The 26053-nt window shown below is 59.8% G+C and carries 35 protein-coding genes and 1 pseudogene; 7 read left to right on the top strand and 29 right to left on the bottom strand.

Annotated features, from left to right (window positions below):
- Window positions 1-106 precede the first annotated feature (106 nt).
- Window positions 107-487, bottom strand: coding sequence for a hypothetical protein (locus MAXJ12_RS36715; protein ID WP_040586085.1), 381 nt, complete (start codon window positions 485-487; stop codon window positions 107-109).
- Between the two features lie 76 nt (window positions 488-563).
- On the opposite strand from MAXJ12_RS36715, the gene MAXJ12_RS35175 reads away from it, so the two are divergent.
- The 7 genes from MAXJ12_RS35175 to MAXJ12_RS12485 all read left to right on the top strand — a co-directional run bounded on the left by MAXJ12_RS35175 (window position 564) and on the right by MAXJ12_RS12485 (window position 4273).
- A complete protein-coding gene (locus tag MAXJ12_RS35175; protein ID WP_008836225.1) occupies window positions 564-842 on the top strand; it encodes a helix-turn-helix domain-containing protein in 279 nt (92 codons plus the stop codon).
- Between the two features lie 97 nt (window positions 843-939).
- Window positions 940-1347, top strand: coding sequence for a hypothetical protein (locus MAXJ12_RS12465; RefSeq protein WP_008836226.1), 408 nt, complete (start codon window positions 940-942; stop codon window positions 1345-1347).
- Between the two features lie 398 nt (window positions 1348-1745).
- Window positions 1746-1889 carry a hypothetical protein gene (locus MAXJ12_RS37620; RefSeq protein WP_008836227.1) on the top strand — a complete coding sequence of 48 codons (144 nt, stop codon included), beginning with the start codon at window positions 1746-1748 and terminating at the stop codon, window positions 1887-1889.
- A 56-nt stretch (window positions 1890-1945) separates the two neighbouring features.
- Window positions 1946-2422 (top strand): hypothetical protein, encoded by a 477-nt coding sequence (locus MAXJ12_RS38810; RefSeq protein ID WP_008836228.1) that lies wholly within the window; start codon window positions 1946-1948, stop codon window positions 2420-2422.
- Between the two features lie 71 nt (window positions 2423-2493).
- Window positions 2494-2877: a hypothetical protein gene (locus tag MAXJ12_RS12475; protein ID WP_008836229.1), complete on the top strand. Its 384-nt coding sequence runs from the start codon at window positions 2494-2496 to the stop codon at window positions 2875-2877.
- Window positions 2878-3061: 184 nt separating this feature from the next.
- A complete protein-coding gene (locus tag MAXJ12_RS12480) occupies window positions 3062-3463 on the top strand; it encodes a hypothetical protein (RefSeq protein ID WP_139043879.1) in 402 nt (133 codons plus the stop codon).
- Window positions 3464-3523: 60 nt separating this feature from the next.
- Window positions 3524-4273 (top strand): hypothetical protein, encoded by a 750-nt coding sequence (locus MAXJ12_RS12485; protein ID WP_008836231.1) that lies wholly within the window; start codon window positions 3524-3526, stop codon window positions 4271-4273.
- Between the two features lie 147 nt (window positions 4274-4420).
- Here the strand turns inward: MAXJ12_RS12485 and MAXJ12_RS12490 are convergent, their stop codons facing one another.
- The 28 genes and pseudogenes from MAXJ12_RS12490 to MAXJ12_RS12610 form a co-directional block, all read right to left on the bottom strand.
- Window positions 4421-4705, bottom strand: a complete 285-nt coding sequence (locus MAXJ12_RS12490; RefSeq protein ID WP_008836232.1) for a hypothetical protein — start codon at window positions 4703-4705, stop codon at window positions 4421-4423.
- Complete coding sequence (locus tag MAXJ12_RS34395; protein ID WP_008836233.1) at window positions 4702-5103, bottom strand: hypothetical protein; 402 nt, start codon at window positions 5101-5103, stop codon at window positions 4702-4704. Before MAXJ12_RS34395 ends, MAXJ12_RS12490 begins: the two co-directional genes overlap by 4 nt.
- Before the next feature lie 109 nt (window positions 5104-5212).
- The gene (locus MAXJ12_RS12500) at window positions 5213-5422 is read right to left on the bottom strand and encodes a hypothetical protein (RefSeq protein WP_008836235.1); all 210 of its coding nucleotides are present in this window, start codon (window positions 5420-5422) and stop codon (window positions 5213-5215) included.
- Window positions 5423-5425: 3 nt separating this feature from the next.
- Window positions 5426-6055 (bottom strand): glycoside hydrolase family 108 protein, encoded by a 630-nt coding sequence (locus tag MAXJ12_RS12505; protein WP_008836236.1) that lies wholly within the window; start codon window positions 6053-6055, stop codon window positions 5426-5428.
- A complete protein-coding gene (locus MAXJ12_RS12510) occupies window positions 6056-6244 on the bottom strand; it encodes a hypothetical protein (protein ID WP_040586089.1) in 189 nt (62 codons plus the stop codon).
- An 812-nt stretch (window positions 6245-7056) separates the two neighbouring features.
- Complete coding sequence (locus MAXJ12_RS36720; RefSeq protein WP_139043880.1) at window positions 7057-7590, bottom strand: hypothetical protein; 534 nt, start codon at window positions 7588-7590, stop codon at window positions 7057-7059.
- Window positions 7590-10283, bottom strand: coding sequence for a tail fiber domain-containing protein (locus tag MAXJ12_RS12515; protein ID WP_008836240.1), 2694 nt, complete (start codon window positions 10281-10283; stop codon window positions 7590-7592). The genes MAXJ12_RS36720 and MAXJ12_RS12515 overlap by 1 nt, the downstream gene beginning before the upstream one ends.
- A 35-nt stretch (window positions 10284-10318) precedes the next feature.
- Window positions 10319-12487, bottom strand: a complete 2169-nt coding sequence (locus tag MAXJ12_RS12520) for a phage tail protein (RefSeq protein WP_008836241.1) — start codon at window positions 12485-12487, stop codon at window positions 10319-10321.
- A 28-nt stretch (window positions 12488-12515) separates the two neighbouring features.
- Entirely contained in the window at window positions 12516-12944 is a 429-nt protein-coding gene (locus MAXJ12_RS34400; RefSeq protein ID WP_008836242.1) for a DUF6950 family protein, read from the bottom strand.
- A complete protein-coding gene (locus MAXJ12_RS12530) occupies window positions 12941-13516 on the bottom strand; it encodes a hypothetical protein (RefSeq protein ID WP_008836243.1) in 576 nt (191 codons plus the stop codon). The genes MAXJ12_RS34400 and MAXJ12_RS12530 overlap by 4 nt, the downstream gene beginning before the upstream one ends.
- Window positions 13517-13540: 24 nt before the next feature.
- Complete coding sequence (locus tag MAXJ12_RS12535) at window positions 13541-14263, bottom strand: hypothetical protein (RefSeq protein ID WP_008836244.1); 723 nt, start codon at window positions 14261-14263, stop codon at window positions 13541-13543.
- Window positions 14263-15843: a lysozyme family protein gene (locus MAXJ12_RS40005; protein ID WP_420492375.1), complete on the bottom strand. Its 1581-nt coding sequence runs from the start codon at window positions 15841-15843 to the stop codon at window positions 14263-14265. Before MAXJ12_RS40005 ends, MAXJ12_RS12535 begins: the two co-directional genes overlap by 1 nt.
- 471 nt (window positions 15844-16314) lie before the next feature.
- A pseudogene (locus tag MAXJ12_RS40010) lies at window positions 16315-16740 on the bottom strand (phage tail length tape measure family protein); the annotation flags it as partial.
- Between the two features lie 6 nt (window positions 16741-16746).
- The gene (locus MAXJ12_RS39625) at window positions 16747-16872 is read right to left on the bottom strand and encodes a hypothetical protein (protein WP_008836246.1); all 126 of its coding nucleotides are present in this window, start codon (window positions 16870-16872) and stop codon (window positions 16747-16749) included.
- Complete coding sequence (locus tag MAXJ12_RS12545; protein ID WP_008836247.1) at window positions 16869-17321, bottom strand: gene transfer agent family protein; 453 nt, start codon at window positions 17319-17321, stop codon at window positions 16869-16871. The genes MAXJ12_RS39625 and MAXJ12_RS12545 overlap by 4 nt, the downstream gene beginning before the upstream one ends.
- Window positions 17321-17755, bottom strand: coding sequence for a phage tail tube protein (locus MAXJ12_RS12550; protein ID WP_008836248.1), 435 nt, complete (start codon window positions 17753-17755; stop codon window positions 17321-17323). Before MAXJ12_RS12550 ends, MAXJ12_RS12545 begins: the two co-directional genes overlap by 1 nt.
- Before the next feature lie 70 nt (window positions 17756-17825).
- Window positions 17826-18248, bottom strand: a complete 423-nt coding sequence (locus MAXJ12_RS12555) for a DUF3168 domain-containing protein (protein WP_008836249.1) — start codon at window positions 18246-18248, stop codon at window positions 17826-17828.
- Window positions 18245-18703, bottom strand: a complete 459-nt coding sequence (locus MAXJ12_RS35185; protein WP_085983937.1) for an HK97 gp10 family phage protein — start codon at window positions 18701-18703, stop codon at window positions 18245-18247. The genes MAXJ12_RS12555 and MAXJ12_RS35185 overlap by 4 nt, the downstream gene beginning before the upstream one ends.
- Complete coding sequence (locus MAXJ12_RS12565) at window positions 18681-18863, bottom strand: hypothetical protein (RefSeq protein ID WP_008836251.1); 183 nt, start codon at window positions 18861-18863, stop codon at window positions 18681-18683. The genes MAXJ12_RS35185 and MAXJ12_RS12565 overlap by 23 nt, the downstream gene beginning before the upstream one ends.
- Window positions 18863-19213, bottom strand: coding sequence for a head-tail adaptor protein (locus tag MAXJ12_RS12570; protein WP_008836252.1), 351 nt, complete (start codon window positions 19211-19213; stop codon window positions 18863-18865). The genes MAXJ12_RS12565 and MAXJ12_RS12570 overlap by 1 nt, the downstream gene beginning before the upstream one ends.
- Window positions 19214-19217: 4 nt before the next feature.
- Window positions 19218-19628, bottom strand: coding sequence for a hypothetical protein (locus MAXJ12_RS12575; protein WP_008836253.1), 411 nt, complete (start codon window positions 19626-19628; stop codon window positions 19218-19220).
- A gap of 26 nt (window positions 19629-19654) precedes the next feature.
- Window positions 19655-20239: a head-tail connector protein gene (locus MAXJ12_RS34405; RefSeq protein ID WP_008836254.1), complete on the bottom strand. Its 585-nt coding sequence runs from the start codon at window positions 20237-20239 to the stop codon at window positions 19655-19657.
- The gene (locus MAXJ12_RS37625) at window positions 20239-20415 is read right to left on the bottom strand and encodes a hypothetical protein (protein ID WP_008836255.1); all 177 of its coding nucleotides are present in this window, start codon (window positions 20413-20415) and stop codon (window positions 20239-20241) included. The genes MAXJ12_RS34405 and MAXJ12_RS37625 overlap by 1 nt, the downstream gene beginning before the upstream one ends.
- A 56-nt stretch (window positions 20416-20471) precedes the next feature.
- Window positions 20472-21743, bottom strand: a complete 1272-nt coding sequence (locus MAXJ12_RS12590; RefSeq protein WP_008836256.1) for a phage major capsid protein — start codon at window positions 21741-21743, stop codon at window positions 20472-20474.
- A 70-nt stretch (window positions 21744-21813) separates the two neighbouring features.
- On the bottom strand, window positions 21814-22434 hold the full coding sequence (locus MAXJ12_RS12595; protein WP_008836257.1) for an HK97 family phage prohead protease: 621 nt from the start codon (window positions 22432-22434) through the stop codon (window positions 21814-21816).
- On the bottom strand, window positions 22431-23687 hold the full coding sequence (locus MAXJ12_RS12600; protein ID WP_008836258.1) for a phage portal protein: 1257 nt from the start codon (window positions 23685-23687) through the stop codon (window positions 22431-22433). The genes MAXJ12_RS12595 and MAXJ12_RS12600 overlap by 4 nt, the downstream gene beginning before the upstream one ends.
- Window positions 23687-25540, bottom strand: coding sequence for a terminase large subunit (locus MAXJ12_RS12605; protein ID WP_050898819.1), 1854 nt, complete (start codon window positions 25538-25540; stop codon window positions 23687-23689). The genes MAXJ12_RS12600 and MAXJ12_RS12605 overlap by 1 nt, the downstream gene beginning before the upstream one ends.
- A complete protein-coding gene (locus tag MAXJ12_RS12610) occupies window positions 25485-25916 on the bottom strand; it encodes a P27 family phage terminase small subunit (RefSeq protein ID WP_008836260.1) in 432 nt (143 codons plus the stop codon). Before MAXJ12_RS12610 ends, MAXJ12_RS12605 begins: the two co-directional genes overlap by 56 nt.
- Window positions 25917-26053: the final 137 nt, after the last annotated feature.

Below are 26053 nucleotides of genomic sequence, written 5' to 3' on the forward strand. Positions count from 1 at the left end.
GTTCGAAAAGCAGATCCGCATTTTGATCCTGCAATAGCAGCAGCGGCCACCCTGCTTCTCTCGTAGGATGGCGCGCAATTCAGGGCGTGGTCCGCCCTTACCCATGTCAGGCGTCCGGTGCGTTTGGGCACATACCGGTATTAAAAAGCAGGCAGTCTTTGCACAGGCCGCTGCCATGCACGCCGTCAACCAGAACATTCCCGACCATAAGCCTATCGCGGTGCGGGTCGTTGGCGGCGAACGATCGCACGCCGTAAAGTTCAAGCTCGTTACCCTTGGCGTTTCCGGCGCGGAACCGGCTCAATACGAGCGATGGCATTGATTGGTCTTCGTGAGACACGCACTGGCCGGTTTCGAATTGCCACTGCGTTTCGGCAGGCGCTGCGGTGGTTGTCGGGAGCACTGCAGCAGATGATGACCCCATCGGGACAGCGAGGGTAGCAAGTCCAGCCAGCGCGGCGCGGCGTGTTATTGAGGTATGCGGCATTTAAGAATCTCCTCGTCAACGAAAAACGTTTACCATTCACATAAACCGCGAATCATTTTCTTTGTCAACGCTTTTCGTGTGTGGTAAACGAATTGCGACAACAATTGGAGATATTGCCTTGCCTACGCCTGAGCAGTCCCGAGCAGCCCGCGGGTTGCTTGATTGGTCGCAGAACACACTAGCTGCCGCATCCAATCTAAGTGAAAGCACGATCCGCGACTTTGAAAAAGGTCGACGCGTCCCGTCGATAAACAACCTGGCGGCAATCCGGGCGGCGCTTGAAGCGGCCGGCGTTATCTTCATCGACCAGAACGGCAACGGCCCTGGCGTACGGCTGAGGGCTCGGCAGGCGTAGGCGCTCTAGTATATTGACGCATTGACCCCGTAGGCGAAAACGCCTAGCAAAAACAATGGCTTGACTCCAGGTCAGGGGCATGGGAACTCTTTATCCTATGACCGATGATGAAGACAAGCTTGGCGCAATTTATACCGCAGAGGAAGTTGCCGGGCAGCTTCGGATCACAAGGCGCGCGCTCATCAAGTTCGCCCGAGACATAGGCGCCTGCTCGCGCGTCGGGCGCACTTATCTTTTCAGCGCACAGGACAAACTGGACATCTGGCAGGGATTGCGTGCCGAGCCAATTCGGTATCACGGGCGGGCAGTGCACGTCCCCGCGCACCAATCGCCGCTAAATGTCAGTCGCAGTCTTCAGGCGCTCCTTGCAAAGAAATCAAAGGGCTCGGCCAAAAAGGCAGATGCTGGGCTGTCGGCCCATGAGAAAAGGCAGAGACTTCGGCGCGAGCGTGAAGCTCGCGTGGCTCGAATGAAGTCGTTCCAGCCAAAGCGAATGGACGAATGACCAATCAACCCTCCCTTCCACGATTGCTAACAAGGCCACAAGCCGCCGCCTATTGCGGCTGCAGCGTTGCGACGTTCTCCGGATGGGTAGCCGCGGGGCATATACCGAAGCCGGTGTTCGGCTCCAGGCGGTGGGACAAGCGGGCGATAGACGACGCGTTGGATCGTGAAGCTGGGATAATCAGCTGCACTAAGGGGGCTGAAAGCGCTCACGAAAGATGGGAACGCGAGACGCAAGTTCCGTTCGACCGGTTAACGAAGGGTTGCACGCACACGAGGCCGGCCCCATCAACGCGGTTCAAGCTGAGCGAGCGTCAAGAGATTGCCATACGAGCATTGGGGCGACGGAATCCTGTGCCGCAGTGCACAGACGCTATCGACGGCGTTGGAGAGCGGACGATGGTCGAACTTACCGAGATCGGCATTGCCCGTTGCGATGGTCGGGATAGCGCCGGCCGGTTCATCTTCAAGCTGACTAAGGAAGGGAGGGCTGAATATGGCCGGCATCTCGAAATTGATGCGTGGAGAAGAAGCACGCAGTGACAAATTTGGCCCCGCCACCACGGTTGTGAAGGGCTCCGAGCCTAAACGGGCTGATAATGGCTGACGACAGGAACTACCTCGTAACCAACAACCTGCTCGACAAGCTCCCGCTGTTTGCAACCGACATCGAGATCGCAGTCGCGATCGTCGGTAAGGCGCGGGCGGAACGATGGAGGAAGGAACGCCTGCCTACACTGGAGCGAAGGGGGTTTCCCGCCGTCGACGCTTTTCATGATGGGCGGGCCGTACCGTTGGTCAGGAAGTTCTATGAGGGCTATTTTGGCATCACTGCGGGGTTCGCAATGGCGAAGCCCAGCGGCGAGGAAAGGATATGGCAGCCGAAGAATCGACGGAAGTCCGCACTTGCGGAAGCAGATGATCGCCATGACAAGGATACCACCGCATGCCATCGCCTCACACCTGAGGAGAAGCGCGCCGAGGCGAGGGCGAATTCCGACGCATGGGCAGCTAAAAAGAAAAAAGCTCTCGAAGAGTTCAGAGCAAAGAGGGCTGCAGAAACAAAGTTAGGATGAAATTAGAATTGCGACGTTGGTCGCCTTCGGCCTGCCGGCATGCAACGGTAAGTAGGGGTAAGGGGGAAAACATGAAACGCACTATTATGCTTGCCGCGGCTTGCGCGGTTCTAGCCGGCTGCACCCAGACGCCTGGTAAAGGCAATCTCGCCGTGATTGGCCCATTGCCGGCCGCAGGCATCGTAAACACGAACGCTGCCCAGGTTGGGACCGTTGCCGTCGCCGCCACTGTTCCTGCGGGTGCCTTTGACCTGGGCGAAGTTGACGGCACATCGTGCAAAAATAGCCTGCTCGACCCCGCGCCGACTGAAGAAAAAGCACTCGTTCAGTTGAAGCAGAAGGCCGCCGATCGTGGGGCAAACGGCGTTGCTGCTATAAAATATGACAAGGGAGGCTTGAGTTATTCTACCAATTGCTGGTCAACTGTAACGGCAATAGGGCGTGCATTTCAGTAGGCTGTTGTAGGCGCTCAGGCGCTTCGCATTCCCTAAAAAAGGCTAAGGCGAGGTGCGTATGTTTACTTGGCTCGTGAAAAGTCCGAAGACCGTCCTGGCGACTGGGTGGGCCGCGCTTCCGCTATTCCTAATTGTGAGCCTTGCGAGTGGGGAATGGCACTGGTTTTCCCGCGGCGGTGCAGTTATGGCGCTGGCCGGCTTTCTGGTGTCAGTTAGGGAGGCTTTACTCTACCGACCTGCCCGATCGCCCTCCTCCTTCTTCCCTGCCGGCGGCGGGTTCGGAATCCGGTCGGGCCATTTTGGCGTGCCTGTATTCCATCCGGATGGGCCGAGATTTCAGCCTGATGATTCGGAGAAAACTGTCGACGAAATCAATGCCGAACGTGAGGAGGCGCTGCGCCTATGGGAGGAGGCGGAACCGATAGGCGAGGTAGTTGTGGATGAAGGAGATCCCGGTCGCGAAATTCGCGATACTTCCGCGATGAGCGCGCAGGAACTTAGTTTGCTGCGAAGTGCCGCTTGGCTTGGCGCGGGAGGCACTTTGATCTGGGCATTTGGTGATCTCATTCAAAAGATTGGCATGTGATTGGAGATGTTCGTGAAATCCGTCTTCTGCCAATCTCGACGGAAATAAGGGGCTTTCCCGATGCAAGACATCCAAGAACTTGAGCGCTTAGCCGTTGCAATCCCCGAAATGGGTGGGCGCAGAATAGGTAAATACCTGAGAGCATTGGCTCGTCGAGACGCGAAGGCGCATACGTCCATAGTCGAGCTTGGGTGCTGGCTTGGCGCTGGGACCGCTCAAATGGCCATCGGGCTGAATGAGCGGGAACCCGACCACGGTATTACGATCGACTGCTTCGACAACTTTCACATGTCTGAAAGCAGTTCGGAAAAGGCTCGCAAGCAAGGCGTTGACCTTAAGGAGGGAGAGAATACAGAGCCTTGGGTCGCAAACACACTAAAGCCCTTCGGGCATGTCACGCTCCACAAAGGTATGTTGGACAAACGTACCAAGTGGAGCGGCGGTCCTATCTCTGTTTACGTGGACGACGCATCCAAATACCCCCACACGTTCTATCGATGCCTGAAAATATTCGGTCCGTCGTGGATTCCTGGCGAGACCACTGTCGTCCTGATGGATTACTGGCTGTTCAGGAAGAAACACAACGCTCACCGCGTAGATTACATGCGGTCTCAGTTTGACTTCATCACGAGCCATCCCGACCACTTTGAGGAGGTCGACGATTTGAAAGACGGCACTTGCGCCGCCTTCCGATACAGGCGGAGCTTGGATTTCTCTAGGTTTGAGGTACCTTCTGTTAAATCGCACCCCGCACACAAGGCAGCGTCCTGGATCGGGAGACTGCTGTTCAGGCCCAAGCACAACGAGTGATAGGCGAATTGCCGCGGTTTCAGCTCGGCTAAAGAGCAGCGGTGGCCTTGCTCCTGCATTGCCGCATCTCGCGTCCAAAAGAGATCCCGGATCATAAAAAAACCCCGCTGCCGGTTAGGGCAACGGGGTTTTGGGTAGGTGCGGTAGTTAAGCGGTGCGCTTCGTGGCTGGCATTCTGTCAACTAGGCGGTCGATCCGATCGCCCAAGCCTTCAATCGAGGCTATCATGCGCGCCTCGCTCGCAAGCAGGCGCTCCTCCAACTTCTGCAGGCTTTCCGCCTTGATATACCGGTCGGACACGTAAAGCTTATATTCGTCCAGCGCCTTTGCGCCGGCCGTGATCTGCTTTTGCAGGAACCACCACAGCCCGCCGACCGAGCCGGCAAGCGCTGTGAACCCAGCGATTTGCTCCCACGTTATAGCGCCCGTCATCTTCGCCCCTTTATTGCAGAGGCCAAGGCGGTGAGTCCCGCAACCCCGCCGCCCGTGTAGAAGACATTATCCCAAGCCGACTGCGCCCAAGGCAGCAGGCCGGGCGGTATCGCGGCCACGTCAGGTAGCGCGCCGTTAGCGATCGTGTCGAGCATTCCCCATCCAAACCAAGCGGATAGGGGCACGGTCGCCATAAGCCACGGCGCCCAAAACCACTTGAACTCCATGCCTGCTTTTACGACGCTGGCTGCGGTTGTGTTTGCCGCGGACTCACGGCCGGCAGCAATGCGCAGCCGTTCCGTTTCGCTGGCCGCCTTGCGCTCCATGTGGCCAAGCACGCGGTCAACGAATCCGAAGCCGAACTTGCCGAATATCGCGGCTACGATTTGGGCAATCACTTGAACCACCCGAACTCGACGCCGAACCGCCACACAACAAACGCCGCCAGCGGCATGCCAATAGCGAACACTCCCACCAGCAGCACGGCCACCCCACCCGCCGCGGTCATCACATATCCGCTTCGCGACGACGGCGCAGGTACTCGGTGAGCAGGCCGTTCGCAATCAGGAAGTACGGAAAGTAGTCGCCGAATACCGGCTGCAGTAATAGCGGATCCACGGTAGACGCCACCTCAATCAGGATGCCCGCGAACATCTGCAGGCGCGCCCAAAAGATGGTTTCGCTATCAGCGAAGAAGGTTTTTAGTTTGGTCCACATGGGTTAGCCTCTCTTGAATATGGAAAACAGCGCGGCGAAGAACGCGGCAAGCCAGTGTTGCTTTGCTGATGTGTCTTGCCGATCCTTGGTGGCGGTCGGTCGCTGTCCAGCCATTGACATGGCTTCGGCCCGAACGGCGGCAACGCGCGAATTCCACCCCCTGCCAAAGGTCGCCCAAAGCGAGCGGCCCTTGGAGTCCTTGATGCGCTTCATGAACGCGAGGCGGTCGTCGCACAGTCTGTTGATGACCAAAGTTTGCGCCTTGCTTCGGACGGCCGCGAGCGTGCCAGGACCGACCTTGCCGTCCTGACTGGCGCCGACAACGGCCTGAAGATACTTGGCCGCCCTAGACGGCCCGCTGTTCACCGCAAAGTCGAAGACAGCGTAATCGACGCCGTCCGGCAGGGCATCGCCATTAACGGCGTTCCAATACTGCTTTCGGTAGACTGTGGCGACCTGCGCGTCCGTTATGGCCTTCAAATCCGCGACCGAGCCGCTGGCTTTTACATAACTGCGGAAGGTGGCAAGCGTGATGCCCTTGTTGGTCGGGCCGCCCGGGTCTTTGGGGTTGTTCGCATATCCGCCCTCATGTTTCAGGACGTGTTTCAGCGATCTCGCGAAGTTGCGGTCCATTTAGTTGTTCCTCCTAGCAACCCTCAAAAAATGCGCCTTCAAGCAGCCCGGCAGCGGCACGCGCGACCAGAAGCCGCTAGCCAAAATCGAGCGGCCAATAACCAAGCTGAGGGATTCGGACGGGTCGCCGCCAATCAAAGCGTTGCCGAGGCAGGACAAAGCGCTGCCGACGCGGTATGCGTAGGACATGGTTTCACCTTGAGTTTTCAGAGAGGGTGTGCGAGATGTGCGCGCATCATGGATGGTGGATTTTGGCTAGGCGCACTGCTGATGATTATCGTCATCATCGCGGCTGACAGGCTGATCAAGTTCCTAATCCGCCGGCGCAGGTCGGGGTGCTAAGTTTGTGCACGCTGGAGATCTACCAGCGTGTTGTTCATTGCTGATCAGCGTTGAATTTCCAGAAAGCTTGTGCAACAGGAGCGACGGGTGCGGCGTAAGCCGGTTCAGGAAACCACGTCACGGAAGAACTGCTCGCTCGACGGCCTTGTAAACCCCGAGCCGCCCACTGCCTGGATCCCGAACGCGCAAGAAACCCGCCGGGAGCAACTGAAGGGCCGCAACGGCGGGCTTCTCGTCCAAAGGGTGGGAGTGAAGCACCCTTGGAAGCTGTGGAAACTGCGACCCAGGCACCTTGTTCCAAGTTAAATGGCTCAGGTCCTCGTTACTGACGAAGGAGAAGAAGAACAACCGCTTGGAGAACAATGCCGACGAAAATCCCGAGGGTGAATCCAAGCCTGAAGCGAGCGGTGAATACCGAGGCCCAAACTGCGCGCGACGAGGCCACGGCATTGGCCGAAACAAGCCAGAGTGAGTGCAGTATCACCATGCCGTGAGAGTGCTCCGCACATACCATTGGTCAAGGTTAAATCTATGCCCCTCGACGGTATACTCTGATCATTGCCATATCCCCATATGGCAAATTACTGGCGTCCGTCCCTTATCCTCAAAACTGGCTGCCGGCTTTTTCATGGCGGGCCGGCCCGGCCGAATAGGGCACCTCAAGCCGCCTCATATGTCACGGTGCCATAGATCGTCGTGGGAGCCGTTAGGTCGGAAATAGCCAGGGCTGTTCCACCTGAGGAAACCGTCCAACGTTGCATCTGGATGACTGTACCAGACTGGAAAAATCCAACCAAATGAATCGATCCAGCCGGCAACGTGATGCCGGACCAGAAGGCGATGTTGAAAGGGGCCCGCTTGCCCGTTCCTGAAGCTAGCGAAAACGGCAACCCTGTAATCGTGGCTGTTCCTACCGCTCCGCCCACCCCTGAAATTACAAGATATGCCTGAGCTACGACAATATTGCCGATCCGCGTGTAGTAACCCTCCCGCGTTGTATAAGTAGGTGTGCCAGGCGTTGTCCCACCAGCCAGCGCAGGCGTCCAAGAACCTGACAGGATTGCACTCGCCTTTCCGTCCAACGCGGCCTGCAAGCCGGTGATGGTGGATATTGCCTGCTCGCCTGTTTGATTGGCGCGAGCAAGGACCGCCGCACCCGTTACGCCAAAGCTGGTTTTCGTCGGCGCCACCATCACTGGCCTCCTTCAATATTTTTGAGTCGCTCGTCCATCAGTTTCATTTTTGCCAAGAGGAAGATAACCAGCTTAGAATAATCCATGCCCCACGGATCATAGTCTTGGTCGCCGGGCTTCCCTCGTCCGACTTTGACTGCCGACGGTACGACCGTATGAACGTCCTGCGCGATAAGGCCATAGCCCCTCTCACCTGTCGGATTGCCTTTCTGGTCCAGCCAATCAAAAGCCTGCGGCTGCAAGGCATCAACGATAGCGTCGATGTCTAGCTCGACCGTTAGGTCTTGACGGCTCACTTTTAGCTGGCCGTCCGACGTGGTATTGAAGGTCGTAGCGCTGGCGGCGGTTGTGACCGAGCCAACAAGACCGTTCGCGTTTAGGATTCGCCAGTGCTCTCTTGCGGCTGCTGAGGTAGTTTCGGAAACAATGCCAGTCGATGTAGAGGCGACACCCACCGTGAGATACCCGACTTCACTGGGTGGCGTTGCTCCGAACCCCGCCTGCAATCCTTGCCTGTAGATTGCACGAGTGCCTACCGCGCTCCACGCCATCATTTGAGCGAAATTCAGCTTGTCGACACCCGTGGAAGTGAAATCGCCAATCAGGCACAGCTTGCTGTAAGTGTGGTCGACTGCATCTTCTCCGCAGACAAAACCTGCATACCATTTCCCGTCTATTTTATACGGGAAAAAATAGCCGGATGCCCAATCCGGCAGGTAGCAAACGATACTCCAGTCAACGCCGAGCGCGGACATGTCGCCGCCTGCGGCATAGAGCGCATCCGCATCGGCCGAACACATCAACAGGACGTTTTCAATGCCGACAGTGACACCTCTCTGCCAGCCCCGGTCACGGCGCGCAACGACGCTGTACCAGAACTTGCCGGTTTCATCGTCGTAGATCGTCATCGGCGGGTTGCCCGCCGCCTCAACGCCGGCAGATCCGGAAGCACCAAAGCTCAGAGGGTTAGCCGAAACCCAAGCTTGACCCGGGTCGCCAATCGCACCGGATGGCCGGGCGAACATGATCCATTTGTCCTGCGTTCCAAGGCGTGAAACGCTTAACTCGGTCATGGTCATCGGGGACGTTGCGATACTTGGCGACCACGACCATGTCGCTCCGTTGTCTGTGGTCCTGAATGCGTCAACGGTGCCCGCTACACCCCCGTAGGTGTAGGCGATAAACCCCTCAGCATCATCTCCGCCAACGCTCGTCGGATAGTCGATAAGGTTGCCGTGAAAGTTAACTGGCGTGCCCCCCGGCGCGGAGGTAACGGCGGCGCTCGACCAGGTGGAGCCATCGTCATCGCTATAGATGAAGATCGGGTTGGTGTAGACAAGCGTTCCGGCTGCGCGGCGGGAGGCAATAATGCCCAATCTGCCGTTTGCCATAACCCGCGACACAAAATTGCGCGTGTCGTAGCTGGCGTCAGTGAATATCAGCCGATCGTTTTCGAGCGTTGCACCCTTGTCGTAGGTGTCGACCGCACGAATTTCCGAACCGTTGACGACTGTGTGGTTCGGCGCCCTGCGATAGACGAAGACCCACTTGCCGCCTCCGGCGTCGAGAATGCCGTTGTTGAACCCGTAGTGAGCGTCATTTTCAAGACCGAGCAACACCCGCAAGCCGGCGCGTCCGAAAGGCGTATCAGTCGAGAACCCGGACAAGTCTTCCAGCAATTCAGGTTCAATCTTCTGCCGGCTTACCGATTCATCAGAAGGCACGTTGAACGCGATTGCGGAAGTCGCGTCGATGATGACTTCCATATTCTCGACAAGGCCATCGCCGGGCCATGTTCCACCGACAGGAGTGATGACGCCCGCTGCGATGCCCCAAGTGTTGGAGAACTGATAAACGCCGTCGATGAAGACGCGCACTGCGGCGCCGACCAAACCAGCGATGCCCGTATCCACGCTCTGCACCGCGGCGCCAACAGCGAAACGTTGCACCGATGGGATGACTGCAGCAGCGTTGGTTTCAAAGGTCGTTTCCGCTAGTTGCGCCCACTCCTTGGACGACAAGGTGCCGGGGCCGCCTGGCAAAGTGCCTTCTGCCCATGCTTGGGAAAGAGCGGCCGCAGCCTCTGCCGCGGCCTGAATCGCGGCGCTCGCCTGGTCCGACAGCAGCCGGAATGTCGAACCGGACACATAGCCCGCGACAACCATGCCTGCCGTAAGCCCGCCAACCGAAACGTCGTTGCCCGAGTTCGTTTTGATCGTCCGCGCCGGGCCGCCGTTGAGGGCGACAGTTACGGGCGAGGCAGTGTTGGCCTCGAAGATGTTGAGCGTAATCAGTGCGCCCCCATCTGCGGCCGGAATAGGAATGGGGGTAGTGGCGACGATCGCATTTGGAGTGCCCGCGCCCGCATCAAATGCCCGAATGAAGCTGTATGGCAGATCCCCAACCCGCGACCAGGAACCTGCCCCGGACACTCCCGACTTCCGATAAATGCCGTTGTTGGCGACGGTGCTGTCACCGATCACCCATGCGGAAGAATTCGCCCCGTGAGCCAGGTCGGCGTCGAGTTGCGCCTTTGTCGCGTAAATCAGCCCTCCATTGGACGTGAAGGCGGTGACGACGGATTCGATCTCCGTCTTCCATACCATCTCGTCGAACATGTTCGCGCCGCGAGGCACGCCGGCCGAGGTAACAGGCGCATTGATTTCCGTGCCGAGCTTCGTGAAAAGCGACATCAGGCAGTCTCCAGACTTTTGGGTATTGCGGCGAGCTAAGCCGGAATGTGTGCGGTGTAGGTTGCTATGGGGCTTTCGGTGCCATCCGATGTGTAGGCAATGGCGCGGAACTCTCGGTCCCCAGATCCTGCCGTCGCATCTTCAGTGTGGACCAATCCTGTTCCAGGCCTGCCGTTACTACTTGCGACATCAGTCCACTCGAATAGAAACAACTTCTGGATCTTGAAGCTGACCGCATTCATGCCGTTCAACGTGGCAGTGACAGTGACGTGGTACTGACCTTCTGTCGGGCCGGTGACGCTCCCACCCAATCCAGGAGCCGGCGGCGCTGTATTGTCGATCGCCATCGGGTCGATCGTCAGCAGCGGCGAGAAATACGAGCCATCGCCGTCGCTGTTGAAGAACCGGCACTTGAAATCGACCTTCTCGCCGACCGTGCTCGTCGCGTCGTAGGCGTACCGATCGAGCCCTGCCCCGGAATATTCCGTCATGCTGGAATAGGCGTCAGGCTCGCCGTCGGTGTAGGTCCGGTAGACCGCCTCGGCGATCGACCCGCCGTCGACCCCCGTGAACTTCACCCGCGTCTCATAGGAGAGATCGGCATACTGCACCACGCTCGCTTCGCTCGGCGCTACTGGCGTGTCCAGCTCGCTCTCATAGGCCATTTCCGGCACTTCCGGCGGCGCTGCAGCCTCGTCGACGGCCGGGTTCCACGGCGTCAACGTCGGCCAGACCACGAACGGGATTTCGACCGTACCTTCCTCGTCATTGACGCGCGGCGTGCCGATCGCGCAGGTCTCCGTCACGTCGAGATCCGGCAGTTCGATGTCGGCGACCGTTAGCCCCCAGGCGGCAAGGCCCGCGAAGTTCGTCTTGACCACACCGGCATCGGCCCGCGCCAGCGCGAACAGCCGGCGAGCGATTCGCTGCGCTTGGCTCGCCGAGGGGCAGAACGGCAGGTCGACATCCATGTACTGTTCGCCGACGCGGTCAATCTCGTCTTGATTGCGCGCCCACGCGATGCCGGTGAGGTCGATCTCCGTCATCTCGTAGTTGCGCTCTGGCGAGTAGTAGTTCACCCGGCAGATGTTCGGCCGCTCGACGCTCTCCGGCCCCGAGCGCCACTGCAGATCGATGATGTGCCTTGCCGTGAAGGTGATTTCCGGCGTGCGAACGTCGTCTATCAGCCGGATACTGAAGCTGTTGTCGTCGGTCGCTACGATCTCGGCGCCGATCGACTTCAGCACCTGGTCCATGACATCGCCGCGCGGCGTTTCCGACGCCCACATGCCCCAGCAGCGCGACCGCGGTTCCGTGCCGGCCTTGGTGGTGACCAGTACGTCCGCCTTGGTCGCTTCCGCGCCTATGAGGGGATAATCGAAATCCTCGACGGCCAGGCTCGGATAGCTGCGAAGGATGTGCGCTGCGCAGAGCGGCCCGTTGTCCTCATAGGCCCATGTCGCCTCGTCGTCGGCCTCTTGGCCGATGTCGCGCGGGTCGTATATCGGCTCGGAACGCTGCACGCGCTCGTAATCGGGCGGCCCCTGCTGATAGAGCTTGGTGAACTTGTCGTCGGCAATGCCCGGCGAGATGTATTGAACCAGCGACTGCGCGATCCCGCGAACGCGATGCTCCGCCGTCCACAGCACCGGAAAATAAGTCAGGAGGTCGTCCCAGGCCGTTTCCGTCCCGTCGCCGATCTTGCTCTTGATGAATGCCCACGAGCCTCCCGAGCGGGCCCATGGCGGTGAGGAAACCGCGCCGTCGCTTTCAACCGTTACCTCGCGCCCACCGAGGTAATGTTCCTCAACGGCGGTGGTCTTCCCCTTGGTGTGGCAGATCAGGCGAAAACGGCGCGTGCCCGACGCCGTGTTGCCGAAGGCTTTCAGCCCGCCGACGCGGACGCGGCCGACTGCCCGGATTTCCGAACTGTCGCCGGTCTCGAATGTTGATTTGAAGTCGCCCGGATTGATCTTGGGTGCCTCTCCCAAAACCGACGACAGCAGAGATGCTCCGATGATCGCTGCGCCAATAACGGCGTTGCCAATTGCCGCCGCGGACACGGCTGGCAAAAGGCCCCCTGCCCCGATCGACAGCAATGACGAAATGACAAAGCTGCCGATTGAGATCGGATCGGCCGAAGCCGGAACAGCCGTCAGCGGCAGGCAAATGTTTGCCAGCAGCACAAGCTTCAGGAATTTCATGGATAGCCTTTCGGCGTTGCCGTGACGGCTAAGCGGGCAATGCCCACACTTTGACGATGTCGCGGGCGCGCGGCCGGATCAGCGCGGTGCCTTGGAACGAGCGCCAAAGCGCAACGCCATCCTGCGCGAAGATCACGCCGACATGGCCGAGCCGCGATGTGTTGACGATGCCAACGTCGCCCAGTTGCGGCTCGAACGGCGTCTCGTAAATGCTGAGTGGTGCGAGCGCCATCGACCAGAGCACATCCAGCCCGCCCGCCTCGTCGATGATCGTGTGCGCCTCGTCTAGCGTCGAATAGGAACCGAGCCGAGGCACTTCCTTGCCGGTGATCTCCGTAACCCAATCTGCCGCCCAAGCGGTGCAGTCGTCCCTGCCCCATTCGACCGGCTTGCCCTCAACAGCCATGATGAAGGCTTGGAGTTGCTCGGCGCGCGAAAGTTCGCTTGGCTGGGTCATGCTGACCAGTTCTCCGAAACCTTCACGCCGACAAAATCTAGCCCCCTATCGCCGGGGTAGCGGCGGCGCTGATCAGCCCCGTTCCACTTGCCACCGACAGCATAATTCTGGCTTGACCAGATACTTTCGATGGTGATCGATACGGTGCGAATACCGATGCCCTGCCATTGCAGCGAGGGCGACGTGATCTTGCCCGGAAAGAGCTTCTTAAGACCGATCAGCACCTCGCCGGTTTCCCCATCGAAGGCCGCCCAGTAGAGGTCGGCGCGCCGCCCCTCGATCGCTCTCGCGTCGGTGTGCACCGACTTGAAGAATTCACGGTTGGCGCCAGACAGCGTGACGTTGACCGCCACAGCCTGGCCGAACCGCGGTTCCTCGATGTTGGACAGCGTGACAAGCTGACCGCCGATCGGATCGGAGACCCCGCGCCACTCATGGCCACCGATGGACACCCGGCCAGTGCCGCTATGCAGCCGCGTCAGACCAGACGGCAGGTCCATTTCGAGAAACCAGGCGCGCGCAACGTGTGGCGCGGCCAACCGATCGAGATCGGCCTCGGTAAAGATGGCCATTCGGCCCCCGCGATGTCAGAGAAATTAGTCTGCGAAGTAGTCGCGCACGTCGTAGTCGAGCGTCTCGACCAGCGTTACGGAAAGGCCTTCCGCGAATGCGGCGCCACGAGGAGCGTTAGCCGCATCCTCGCTCTCCAGCCGCATTGCCATCACGGGGTTGAGTGTTGCGAAATCGGTTGTCGCAATCGCATTCCGAAGTGGGGGCCATATCCGGTAATGACCGGCATCAATCCGCTCCGTGACCATGTAGAGGCCGAAGTGGAACGGGAAGAAGCCGAAGAAGTCGCCCACGTCGAGCCCGTTCCCCCAAAAGGAATCGGCGAGTTTGATTTCCGTATGGTCGAGTGCCGCCGCAGCCGCGACCGCCACGACAGGGTTGCTCGAATGCCAGTTCTGGCCATTCGACCATGGCTGCCCATTTGACCAAACCTGTCCCTGCCGCCATTGAGCGGAAGTCGTTTCGATGCCCCGTTCAGCAAAGTTCAGCCCATCCCAATCGCAGAACGGCACGCGCGTCGCATTGGCGCCGCCATGCTGGGCCGTGACCCAGCCGCGGTAGCGCCGAAACATCGCGCCTCGGATCGACGGAAACGAGAAACGCCAGCGCCATAAGCCGAACGGCGAGGCAAAGGTCTGCACGAAATTGCCGATCGACTGCGTCGCGCCGCCACTCACGGCGCGCGGACCAGACAGTGGCTCGCGGAAGTTCGCACGAAGCCCCACAGGCCAAGAGACGAGCCGGCCCATCAGGCGCGAACCTTTCGTGTCTGCCGAGCATCGGTTCGGGCGTCGACCATCTTTGGGATGTTCCTTCCGAGGTCCTGCACGGAGCGTTCCACGCGCGCCAACGCCGCGGCGTCCGCGCCTGGCGCATTGATAGGTGCGTTGATGACGATCGACTGACCGCCCCCGCCCAAGCGACCACCCTTCGGAATGACAATTTCGCCACGCTGAAGGATTGCAGGAACCTCGCCAGCCTGAAGGCCTGCCACGCCACCCTTGTGGTAACGCCGCGCGCCGGCAAACACCGATGGGGAGACCGCGCGGCCGTGGCTGTAGCCATCGCTACCGGCAACGCCGCCCTTGTGCAGGATGCCAGGAATGATCGCACCACCGAGGAGTCCACCGCCACCGCCAAACAGGCCGCCACCTCCGCCACCACCGAACAGGGCGTTCAGGCCAACCTCAAGCAACTTGTCGCCGACTTTCTGCAGCGCGTTTGCGAACGCCTCTGACGCCGATTTGCCTTCACGCAGATCTTGGATGAAACCGCCCAGCATATCCTTGCTGAACTCGCTGAACTCCTGGGCTGCCTGCGCGGCGCGCTCTTGGCTGGCCCGCAACTGATCTGCACTGGCTGAGGCCCTGGCATAGTTTCCGGCCAGTTGGTCGATTTGTGCAGCAAGGGCGGGCGTTACCTCAACGCCGGCCTTCTTGGCATCGTTGAGGAGCTGCTGCTTGATGCGCGCTTTTTCGACTTCAAAGCCATAGTCTTCGATCAGTGGGTTTAGTCGGCTCTGCGCTTCGATTTCGGCGTTGATCAGGTCAATGCGAGCTTGAATCTGCTGAGTGCTACCGGCGAAGATGTCGGCCGGCGTTCTTTTCTCACGGGATGTCCTAGTCGACGACGCGCTGGCGCGGCGTTCCGCATAGGAGATGGCATCGTCAACCGTTCGACCGCCGCCGAGAATAGTCGGATTGGCGTTTATCGATGCCTGGGAGATCAGACCGGCGAGAGGAGTGCCGGGCGCAGCCCGGAGAACTTTCGCAGCATCCCCAGCTCCAAGGAAGTGGGAAAGCTGAAGCGCAGCCTCGTTGACCGAGACGCCGTCGCGCTGAAGCACCGCTGCATTTTCCTTGGCGTAGGCCCTGATCAGCGAGCGGCTGACGTCTGCGTCCTTGCGAAGCTCAAGGATCGCATCGCGACCCATGGTCTGCGCACGGGCAGGGAAATGGCGTCGAAACAGATCCAGCCAAGTGGATTCGATGAACTGGCCGGCACCCGTCGCCGATGAATTCGGATTCTTGGCGTCGGCCCTGCCTCCGCTTTCCGCCTTGATCACACGTTCGACGAAACTGTCGATCGCGCCGCTTGCCCGTTCGAGATCCTGCTCGAACTGCGAAGGCGTGTTGCTCGCCCGGAAATCTTGCAGCTGACCGGGGTTGAGGAATTGCCCGCCACCGCTTGTGACCGGGCCAAGGCCTCCCAGCGTGCCGAGCGGCGAGCGCTGGAAGAAGTCGCGGATAGCGTTCTCGGCGCGAAGCTGGTTGGCCGCATCAATGGCGCGCTCAAGCTCATCCGCAATCTGGCCGATGCTGTCGGCCATATCCTTTGCGGCGGGAATGCCGGTGTTCTTGAATAGATCGTTGAGCGCAGCCTGAACCTGGCGCAGCCGCTCGAACTTTGCGTTGCCGTCCTCAACCTCTTGGAAGAGAGTGTTGAAAACCTTCTGAAGCGTCAGAATTTCCGTATCTTCTGCGCCAGCCTGCTGAAGGTCGACGACAAGCCGGCCGATCTCTCCGCGAACGTCCGTGATGATCTCGCGAATTTTCTCGTATTCGCCCTGCGCGACGGCCTCGACGGCGGTCGTGATATCGGTGTCTTCCTGAAGCCGCTTGCGCTCGTCATTGTATTTTTTAAGCGCGGGGAGTGCATCGCCCCACTTCTGAGCGACCTTATCGATCAGCTCGGCCTCTTCCTTCAGAGCCTTTGCCATATCCTTGCTGTCGCCAAGGAACGAAGTGGCGTACTGGACCGCCGCACCGCCGAGGCCAATGATGGCGATCGTCGCCAGCGACACAGGGTTGATCAGGGACTTGGCCGCACCGCCAAGAGCAGCGACAGCGCTACGCGCGCCCCCTTGCCCGAGCACCTGGTTGATCTGCGTGCCCTGTTGAAGAGCTATCAGGAATGGCGACTGGCCGCCGGCAAGCTGGACGCCGATGTCGTTCAACTGCGCGGCAAGGTTGCCGGTCTGAAAGCTCGACACCTTCATCGCCTGACCAAACTTGGCAGCGTTCTGCGAGCCTTTCGAAAATGCCCGGTTGCTGTTGTCCGCTATCTTGTCGAAGGCTTTGCCTCCGACGTCGCCCATGCTGTCGAACTGCTGCTGAATAACAGCAGTCGTCTTCGCCGTGTCGCCAGTCAGACGCGAAAGCGCGCGCTGCATCTGGCGCACATCGGCGCTGATCGAAAGCACCAGGTCTTCGGTATCACCGGCCATGCCAGATCATTCCTTGCTTTGCAGCCAGTCCCAGAGTTCGTCCTGCTCGCTGCCGGACAATCTCTTGTCGCCGTCGGGATCATTTGCTCGTGCATGGCCATCAAGGGCGGCCATGTATTGCCAGACGCTCATCCGGCCGACTTCTTGCGGCGTGAAGCCGAGGATGGCTCCGTTCCCGTAGATGGCGGCAAATCGGAGTTTTCCGTTGGGGAGAGGGACTTCTCCTCCTCCGGACTTGCCGCCCCGGATTTTTTTCCGACTTCATCCTCGTCGGAGGCACCCAGAAGCCCCGCGCCGAGCACGCGCTGCGCTACGACGAGGTTTTCCAGAGGCGGACGGCCTTCGACATATGCCCGGGTCAGTTTGAGCGCCGCGATCGGTTCCATGCCGCCGCCGATCAGGCCAAGCCGGATCGGGGAGGCGATGTCTTGAACAAGCCACCGGCCGGTGAGGAGCCTGTCGAGGATTACATACGGGCCGGTGTCGCGCTCCTCCTGGAGCTTCTCAAGTTCGCCCCAGGCAAGGCGAAAAAGATAAGTGTTATCCCCGAAGTCGAGCGTGACTGAAGCGTCACGACTCATTAGGTCACCACACGCGTCATGACGCCGTCTGACTGGAGCGAAACCGAGGCAGTCGCCCGCTGGGCGTTCTGTGCGCCGACGTCAAAGTTCTCGACGTGCATGCTGCCAGTCCAGGTGATCGTCTTGGCGGGGAACTCCCACTCGACCTTGACTGCAACGGAGTCGACATCCTCCCACGCATCCAGCCATGTCTCCACGGATTCGGACGCAAGAACGCCTTCTCCGCTTACCGACATGGAGAGCGACACGGCATCGCGACCAAGCCAGTCCACCAAGTCCGGATTGTCACAGTCAGGAATCTGGAAATCGTTCAGCGCCTTGTTGAGCGTGATCGATTTCGACGTGAAACCGCACGGCGCGGTGTAGGTCCCGCCACCGGTCAGGTCGAGTAGAACGCGGACTTTGCCGCCTTTAATGGTCGTCGGCTGTGCCAATGTCGTGGCTCCTTCAAAATGAAAAAGCCCGCACAAAGGCGGGCTGTTGATGGGTAAGTTCTGGTGAGGGTTACGGCTGCTCTACGAAGGCCTCGAAGGTGAGGATCGCGTGACTGGAGAGGCCGTCAGGATCACGGAAAGTCCGGTTCTCTCGGCACTCAAAGTAGACGAGCGCGTTGGCGCTTAAGGCGAATTCGGCATCCGATAACGCCGCCCGCACGGCATCAGCTAGGTCGTGGACTTGCGGAAACCCAACACTCCTTGACCAGCAATCCAGGTCGACGAATATTTGGTAGCCGTTGATGCAATCAGCGTCGTCCGAAATCTCCTGCCAATTGGCTATTCCAACAAACGGGAAGGTCGCGGAAACGTCGCCCGTCGTCGACCGCGGAACATGATCGTAAATGCGCTGTTCGACCAAGGCAGTCACAGTCGCGTCGGCCTTTAGGCGAGAGACGATCGCGCCCTGCAGTTCTTTGGCTGGCGAGGTCATGTGTTACGAACCCTGCGAACTGCTTTGTTGACTGCGCCCGCCATCATGCGGCGCAGACGCTTTCGAAACGCCCGATAGGTCGGGAAGATGTGTGGAATGGCTGGGCCAGCACCGACCGACTTGCCCGATTTGTGAAACCGCTCGGCGGTGCCGAATTCGAGCAGATGCCAAAGCGGGCTCGCGAAAATCCCGGTCGCGTTCGGATCCTTAGTCTGACCCTTGGCACCTTTCCTCGGCTTCGCTACCACCCGACCGGCAAGGCGTTCGCCTTTGATACTAGCAGCATACGCACCGCCGCCAGGCTCTCCTACGGGCGCCCTTGGGCGGATGCGCTCTGCGAGTTCCTGCGCGCCCTCAAGCTGGGCCTTGGCAAGCTCCTTCTCGGCTTCGGGAACTAATAGCCGCAACCGCCGCATGACTGCGTCGCGACCTTCAACCTTCGCCTTGATCCGCATTTAATTTCTTAGCCTTCTTGATCCGGACAGCCATGCTGGCGCTGACAGCTCTCGCTGCGCAGAGCGTTGTGACGTTCACCTCTTGGCCCATGCGGTAGGCGATGGTCACTTGCGGCCGCGGCTTCCAGTCGAAATCGGCAGTAAAGCGAACCCAAGGCATCAAGCCGCAACTCCTTTTTCAACGAGTAGCGAGATCCATGCTCGGTCCGTTTCGTGCGTCACATCGCGAATAGCAAAGGCGGAACCATCGCGGGTATCGACCAGCCGCCAGTCGGAGGTGATCTGTCTTGTGTCCGAAGATGCCCGGACGAGAACGATCATCGGGTGACGGTTTTCGAGGCGCGCGGCAATCACGCCCTCGCCGCCCCGCAGGTGTTGATAAGCAGCGCTGGCGGTGAACTGGGTCTCGAAGTCGCGGCTGACCGTGTTGCCGTAACCGTCGTCGACTTCAGTTCGTTTCTGGCAGTCGACCCGATATTTGAGGCTGCCCGCGGCTGGCTTCTTCGCCATGGGCCTAGAGCGCGACGCCCGGATATTGGATATCGAGCGCGAGAACCGATGTGCTCTTGGCCAGTCCAAGCAGACAGACGTAATCGCCCGCCAGAATATCGGCACGAGGGCAAACCCCTCCTGGCGCCGCCGAGAGGTAATAGTCCATACCAGCGGTTAACGTGCCACCGATCGTGATGTCGCCACTGCGGGCGATAGTAAGCGGCTGGTTCGCAGTCGCGCCGTTCAGCGCAATACCGCGGGGCTGACGCACTTCCGCCGTAGCGGAATCGTTGTCAGCCAGCATGTATTTGCCGGTTGCGCTGGCGCGGTAAACGGCCTGGCCGGCTGTAATCACCTCACCCGCCGTGCCGGCCTCTTTTGTTGCGTTCGAACCGGCGACGACATCCGCCGCGTTGATGATGATATCGGCCACCGTTGGCCTCCTTTAACTGAGTTGGATTAGGCCGCCACGTGCCCGCGGACGTGCTCGTCTAATATCCATTGAACGCCGAGGGGCAGTTCATGGGCGGTCTCATTGAGAACCGCCTCGCGGTTTTCGTAGCGATGAGCCACGATCAGGCAAACAGCGTCGATCAAGTCCTGCTCAACGTTCGCGGCGTCGGTTTCGCCTAATCTGTAATCGATTTTGACGGCGCCGATTACGTGTCGAGCTGACGGCCACGCAGTGCCGTAAGCCGGCACGATACGAGCCGGCTCGCTATCGACATCAATGCGGTAATCGGCGCTGTCCAACGTCTGCGTAGCGCCGTCGGTGTCCACGTAAGTGATAGCCGTAACGCTCTTGATAGGCGCACCAGGGAGTATGATCACACAAGGAAAGCAGTCCATGGACTTGCGCCACGTCTGCTCCATCAGGGCGTAGCCGATCCCGGATGGGCCCTCCACGCGCGCGACGGCGCCCTTAAGCAGCTCAGCAAGAAGGTCGTCATCATCACTGTGGTCGATCCGCAGGCGGGCTTTCAGCCTTGCTAGCGTGATCAGTTCGCCCGTGGGCCTTATGATGACGGAAATCCCGGTCCACATTACTTGCCCTTTTTGGTCGCGACTTCCGTCGCCAGTCGGGCTTCCCGCACGGGCACGGCCTGCGGGGGCTGTGCTTCGAACATGCGCTTCGCCTCGGCCTCTCCCACGTCGATTTCATCGCCTGGGGAGAACGCGCCGGCAGGACCAGAGCGCGAAACAAGCAGTTTGATTTTCATTATGCCATCCTCCGGATGAGGCAGCGGGCGGCCGAAGCCGCCCGCCTCATGCAACTTTACGAAGCAGCCTGGATGAGGTGGCGGACGGCCGCCGTATTCAGCAATTCTCCATCGAAGCGCTTGAAGCCGACCATGCCGATCTGGAAATTCTCGGCATAGCGCTCACGAAGCGTGAGTACCTGGAAGCCGGACACCTTGCGGACGATGTAGCGGCTATGATCGCCGAAGATTACCGGCTTTGCGCTCGCCGCAATGTTGGCCATGGCCTGGTTGATGGAATACGGGTGATTGAGCAGTAGCGAAGGTTCGCCCGCACGAACATCGCCCATCGTCCAAAGGTAGTTACCCTGGCCGTCCTTGAGCTTGCGAATGGTTGCAAGCGTGGTGTCGTTGAACTGCCAGCGGCATTTCGGCGACGCGCGATAGGCTGGGTCGACGGAATGCAGGAGGTCGATCAGCTCGTCCGCGGTAAGCGCGGTAGCCGAGGCTGCCGTCTTGCCGAGCGAGGATGCGGTCACAATGCCGTTAGGCTGCGAAGAACCAGTACCAGTCGTAAGTGCCGTATTGGCGGTGCGGCCAAGTCGTTCGCCGAAGAGATCATTCATTAGACTTTCGATATTGAAAGCCGAATCCTGAAGCAGTTCGAGGGGAATGCGCACCATGCCAGTGTCATAGACATACGCATCGAGCTGCTTCTCGCCGAACACAGCGTCATCAGTGCCGTCGTCGTCAACCGCCGCGTTCTCGGCCTTGATACGGCCGGTCTTTGCCGTGTCGTCAATGGTCGGCCATGGGATGCGGTTGCCGGACGAGGTAGTGAGTTCGCGAACGACGTCGGCGTCCCACATCGGCCCCCAAGCCTTCATGGCGACGTCGATCTCGCCAGAGAAGCCTTCCGGGACCGTGTAACCACCAGCCGATTCTGTACCGGCTGCCTGCGCGCGGATTTCCTTCGGAACATCCGTGCGGCCCTCCATGAGGATGCCACGCTCCTCACCAGTCAGGGTCGCGGCACCGAAACGGATCGCTTTCGCGAACACATCACCGTACTCGGGCACGGTATCACCTTGGTGGCGCGATTCCGCATTCTCACCTTTCGGCCGACGGGGATCCTCCTGGCTAGCGCGCTTCTCCGCGTCTTCCAGCTTCTGAAGCCGTTCCGCACGCGCACCAATAGCGTCGTGCTCGACCATCATGGCGTCGAATTCGCGTTCGATTTCGGCCGCGCGATCGGCCGGCGTGTCGTCATTGATCTCGTCGAATTTCGCGCGAGCGTTGGTGGCGATGCGGGCCTGCTTCTCGCGAAGCTCGGTAATTTGTACGGTCAATTGGATTCTCCAAAAGAAAACGGCCCGCCGAAGCGAGCGGTGTGTGGATGAGGTTGGTGGGAAACGGCGACTAGGCGCCGGTGCGGACTTTCAAGTCCAAGCGCATGGCCAGCCGCTGCTTTAGGTTCGCGGCTGCCCGGTTAACCGGCGTCGCCGCCGGATCTTTTATGGTCTCGTTCGACCGTGCATCACGCCACTCTTGAAGTGATCGTTTGCCGATTGAGGTATCGTCGTACGCCGGAAACGCTACCGCGCTTACCTCAAGGAGTTCGACTTCCTTGATCGTGCGAATTGGCGGCTCAACACTCTCGTCCCATTCCTGCTTCGTCACAATGAACCCAAAGGACATGCCGGAGATATCGCCGCGCTCAACCAGAGTCCAAAGGTCATTGCCGTCCGTGGTATCCGGCACGTCGATCTCGACGTGCAGGCCCTTGGCGTCTTCCGCCAGCCGCAAAGTCCCCGACTTTGTACGGCCGATCACTCGGCCTGTGTCGTGGTCTACTAGCGCGCGAACATCTGCGGAAAGGGCCGGCGTAAATGCGCCAGGCTCAATCCTCTCAATCCAAATGCCATACAGGTCTGCGTCACTATTAAAGACCGCCGCATACCCGGCCAGCGTACGCTTGCCGTCGTCTGCAGCGCGAGTCTCCACGCCGAGTAGCGCCGTGCGCTTCTCAATCTTCGTCATGCGGCATCCGCTTTCGGTTCATCGTTGTCATTGGCAGGCACCGGCATGACCGGTTGTGTGCCGAGCGGCACTGTTGCGCCCTGGATCAGGAGGTCGTCGCCGTTAGGCATCGCCTTGCGGTTGTCCATTGCTCTGGCTTCGTTCGGCGTAAGCTGGCCGGTCTGGATGGCCCGAGCGTTTCCTTCCATGCGGGTCTTGAAGTCGCCGCGGAGCAGCCCGTCGACGTTCGCCTCGCAGTATTGGCGGGTGTTGCCACGGCCGAAGAGCTTCAGGTTCAATTCCTGCTCGAACTGCTCAACCCATCGTTTCAGGGTGTGCTTCACGAAGTGCAGGTCTTGCTGCTCGGTGTTGGAAAACGTTCCGTGGGTCAGATCCTGCAAGAACGTCGGAGGTAGCGAGTAAATCCGGGCAATCTGCTCGATTATGAATCGCTGCAGCTCGACAAGCTGGCTCTTTTCCGGGTCAACACCGATCTGCTTTAACGTGTGCCCGGCCGGCAATGAGAGGGCCAAGCGGTTGTCTTTTGCCGCTTTCTGCACGGCTGCTGACAAGTCCTCCGCTGCGCGCGTCATGGCGCCGGGCGACTGGAACGGCCCTTCAATAACGAACGGCGGCACGCCGCCATTTTGGAAGAATTTGGCGCCGTATTTGGTGACTGCCTGCGCCAGGCCGATGATGTCTTTGTTTGCCAAGATCGGCGATCGATGCTGGAGCATGTCGCTCTTCAGCATGAACGGTATGTCAATAATTTCCGCCGCGTCGTACCGGTGGGTGCGGCTACCGTCCTTATATTGGTAGAACTTCCGCCCACTCTCCCGCTTGACCACTGTCTTCGTTGGATCGAGCGGCCACAGGTTCGTGACCTTGCGCCCTGCGCTCCGCTCGATGAACGAATAGGCCCGCCCGCCCGTAAAGGCTTGGTCAAAGCAATGCTTGCGCCATTCGAAGCTGGACGTTTCGTCATTGACGGCATCGTGGAGGATGGTTGCTAGCCCACCCTTGACCCTCTCCCTGCCTTCATCGGTCCGGCGATAAACGTGCAGCGGCAAGCCTGCCAGCGTGCCCGACATGAAGTTCACCGCGGCCCAAACCGCAGGAACTCCCATCGCCGAGTCAATGGTGACGGTCTCGCCGGAAGCGGAAATAGCATCCAGGCCGAGGAAGGTGATGATGTTCGGCGAAGATATCGGCACGCGCGGGTCTTCGATCGAGGCGCGCTGTTCGCGACCTCGCCAACGGTCAAAAAATCCCATTATGCCACCTGATATTTGTAGGCCGGATCGTCCCAAGGGGAGACTGGCGTACCGTCGAAGTCATTGTCCGCGGCGCCAGCAGCCATCGCGATCGTTACCAGGCCATCGATGCGGCCACGCGACCGTTTCTTGTCGAATGCGCGGTTACCTTGTCCGTCGGCATCCAGAAACGCGTTGCCGGCGCACATATAGGTCACGGGCGAATTGTCGATATCGATCGTGCCGGCGAGGATGCGATCTTCCAGTTTCTCGACGGACCGCGGCATGCAGAGCGCCCGATCTTCGAATACGATGCGTTTGCCCTGGCCGTGTGCGACGAGCTTCAGACCCTGACCCTCGGGCTTGTCCGGCCCCTCGTATTTCCAGACCGGAAAGCCGATCGCCTCACAGGCCGCGATAAAGTCGGCCATGCCGGCGCTGTCGAAGGCGAGGAACTGAACGTCGTGCTCAGCGCACAGCGTTTTGACCCGTTCGGCGACAAAGGTCTTGTCGATCACGGCGCCGGAAACGGCGGTGAAGTCGACCAGCGGATCCGCATCCCACTCAACGTACTTTGCGTTGTCCGCGAGCGCGCGTTCCTTCAGGCCGCTCTCTGTCGTCCAGTACCAGGTCTTGACCGCAAGCCGGGCATTGTCCTGCACCCAAGCCGCTGACAGGGCCGTCAGGTCATTCTTGTCCGAAAGGTCGAGCGAGAGCCAGCACTTGCGCCCTCTATATGTTGCCGGATCGACAGGCTTCTGAACGGCTGACCAGGCTTCCTCCGAAATCCAGAAATCGGTCGAACCGATCGGGATCCCGAAGTACAGCCGCTTGACCGAAAACGCGGTCGAAAGCAGCACACGCGCCGTGTTCACCTCGCCGCGGATATTCTCGACCGGGAACGTTACGCCGAGCGCCGGCAACGCCTTTGGCCAGCAACTCTCGTTGTCGAAGACGTTCTCGCGGTCGGCTTTGTCGACACGAGCGATGAAGGCAAACGCCTCGTCGTCAGTGACTTCGCCAGTGGCGACCTTCTGATAAAACTCTGAATAGTCGGTCCCGACGATCTGCGTAGATGCCGGTGTGTTGGTGCCGAGCAGCATGAGCGCGTCGCCGGGCATCTTTGCGATTGCCCGTTTCCACGTCTCTATTGACGAATTCGATTTGAATTCGTGAATCTCATCGGCTGCCACAAGCGTCGGCCGCGGGCCGGATATGGCCTCGCCGTTCGCCAGCGTCTGAAACTTGCTTCCGGATTCCGGAAATTCGATCTTCCAGGCGTTGTCGAGTTCGCCACGGATGACCACATCGCCGCGCGTCAGAAGTGAATCGTGCTCGTCTTCTTCGCCGCCCGGTATCTTTGCCCGGCACATGGCCACTGCGTCGCGAAACAGGACGTTCGCGGTCGCACGGTCTTGGCCGATCGCATAGACTTCGGCGCGCTTAACGCCATGCCACCCGCCCATGTACAGCCCTGTGGCTGCCATCCATGGGCTCTTCGCCTGGCCTTTCCCGGTCTCGACCCATGCGGATCGAAAGCGCATGCGGCCGCTGTCTTTGCGCCAACCGAACAGGCTGCCTGTGCAGAATAACTGCCAGGACAGCAGGTTGAACGGGCGACCTTCATGCGCGCCAGCCGTCACGCTGAGAACCGCTGGCGGAAAGCCTATCGCTCGGGCCGCAAGCTCAGGGCGCCAATGCAGCCCGCGGGCCGGTCCGTCGCGCAAATCCTTCAGGTGCCGCTCGGCGGCTGCAGTATGGTGCTCGCCAGCTACAATCCTGCCCGCCACAACATCGGTTGTGTAGGCCGTGGTCGGGTCAGTCGGATGCGGGTTTGAGGTACGCGTCCGCGGCGCGGGAAGTCTTCTTGCCACGCGCCACCTTCGTTACCTTCCCTCGGCGAGCCGGTGAAATTCCCAACTCCGATTCAATTGCCCGGATGGCTTCGTCCGCCTGCCGCATTACCGACCAGTGCGGATTCCACTGGCCGATCTTAGCGCGCTTCGCCGTAATGATTGGACCGTGCTCAGCGACGTGGCGAGAAGCCCGCTCGAACTGGACCCGGAATTCGACAAGGCGCTTGATCGCGTGGCCGTTCGAAACGGCCAGCGTTCCGGCATCCCGGAGTTCGCGGCAAACGACCGCCCACTGCTCATGGGCGGCTTCGGCATCGGCTGTTTCGGCGAATAGTGACGCCCAATCGGGCTCATTCGGTACGCCTTCAATGCTCTGAATAGCGTTGCTGCTCATGGGGTTACCTCCCGAAACGGGCGACATCCCCCCATCCCAAATTTTATCTCATTGCGAACGGACGGGGGGCACGGGTATGGGAGCCGCCGGCTGTGGACTTTTGACCCTCCCCCTCCCGTCTGGATCAGTTCAGACGT

Origin of the sequence: Mesorhizobium alhagi CCNWXJ12-2 (assembly GCF_000236565.1) — a bacterium.
In the GTDB taxonomy this organism is placed as follows: domain Bacteria; phylum Pseudomonadota; class Alphaproteobacteria; order Rhizobiales; family Rhizobiaceae; genus Allomesorhizobium; species Allomesorhizobium alhagi.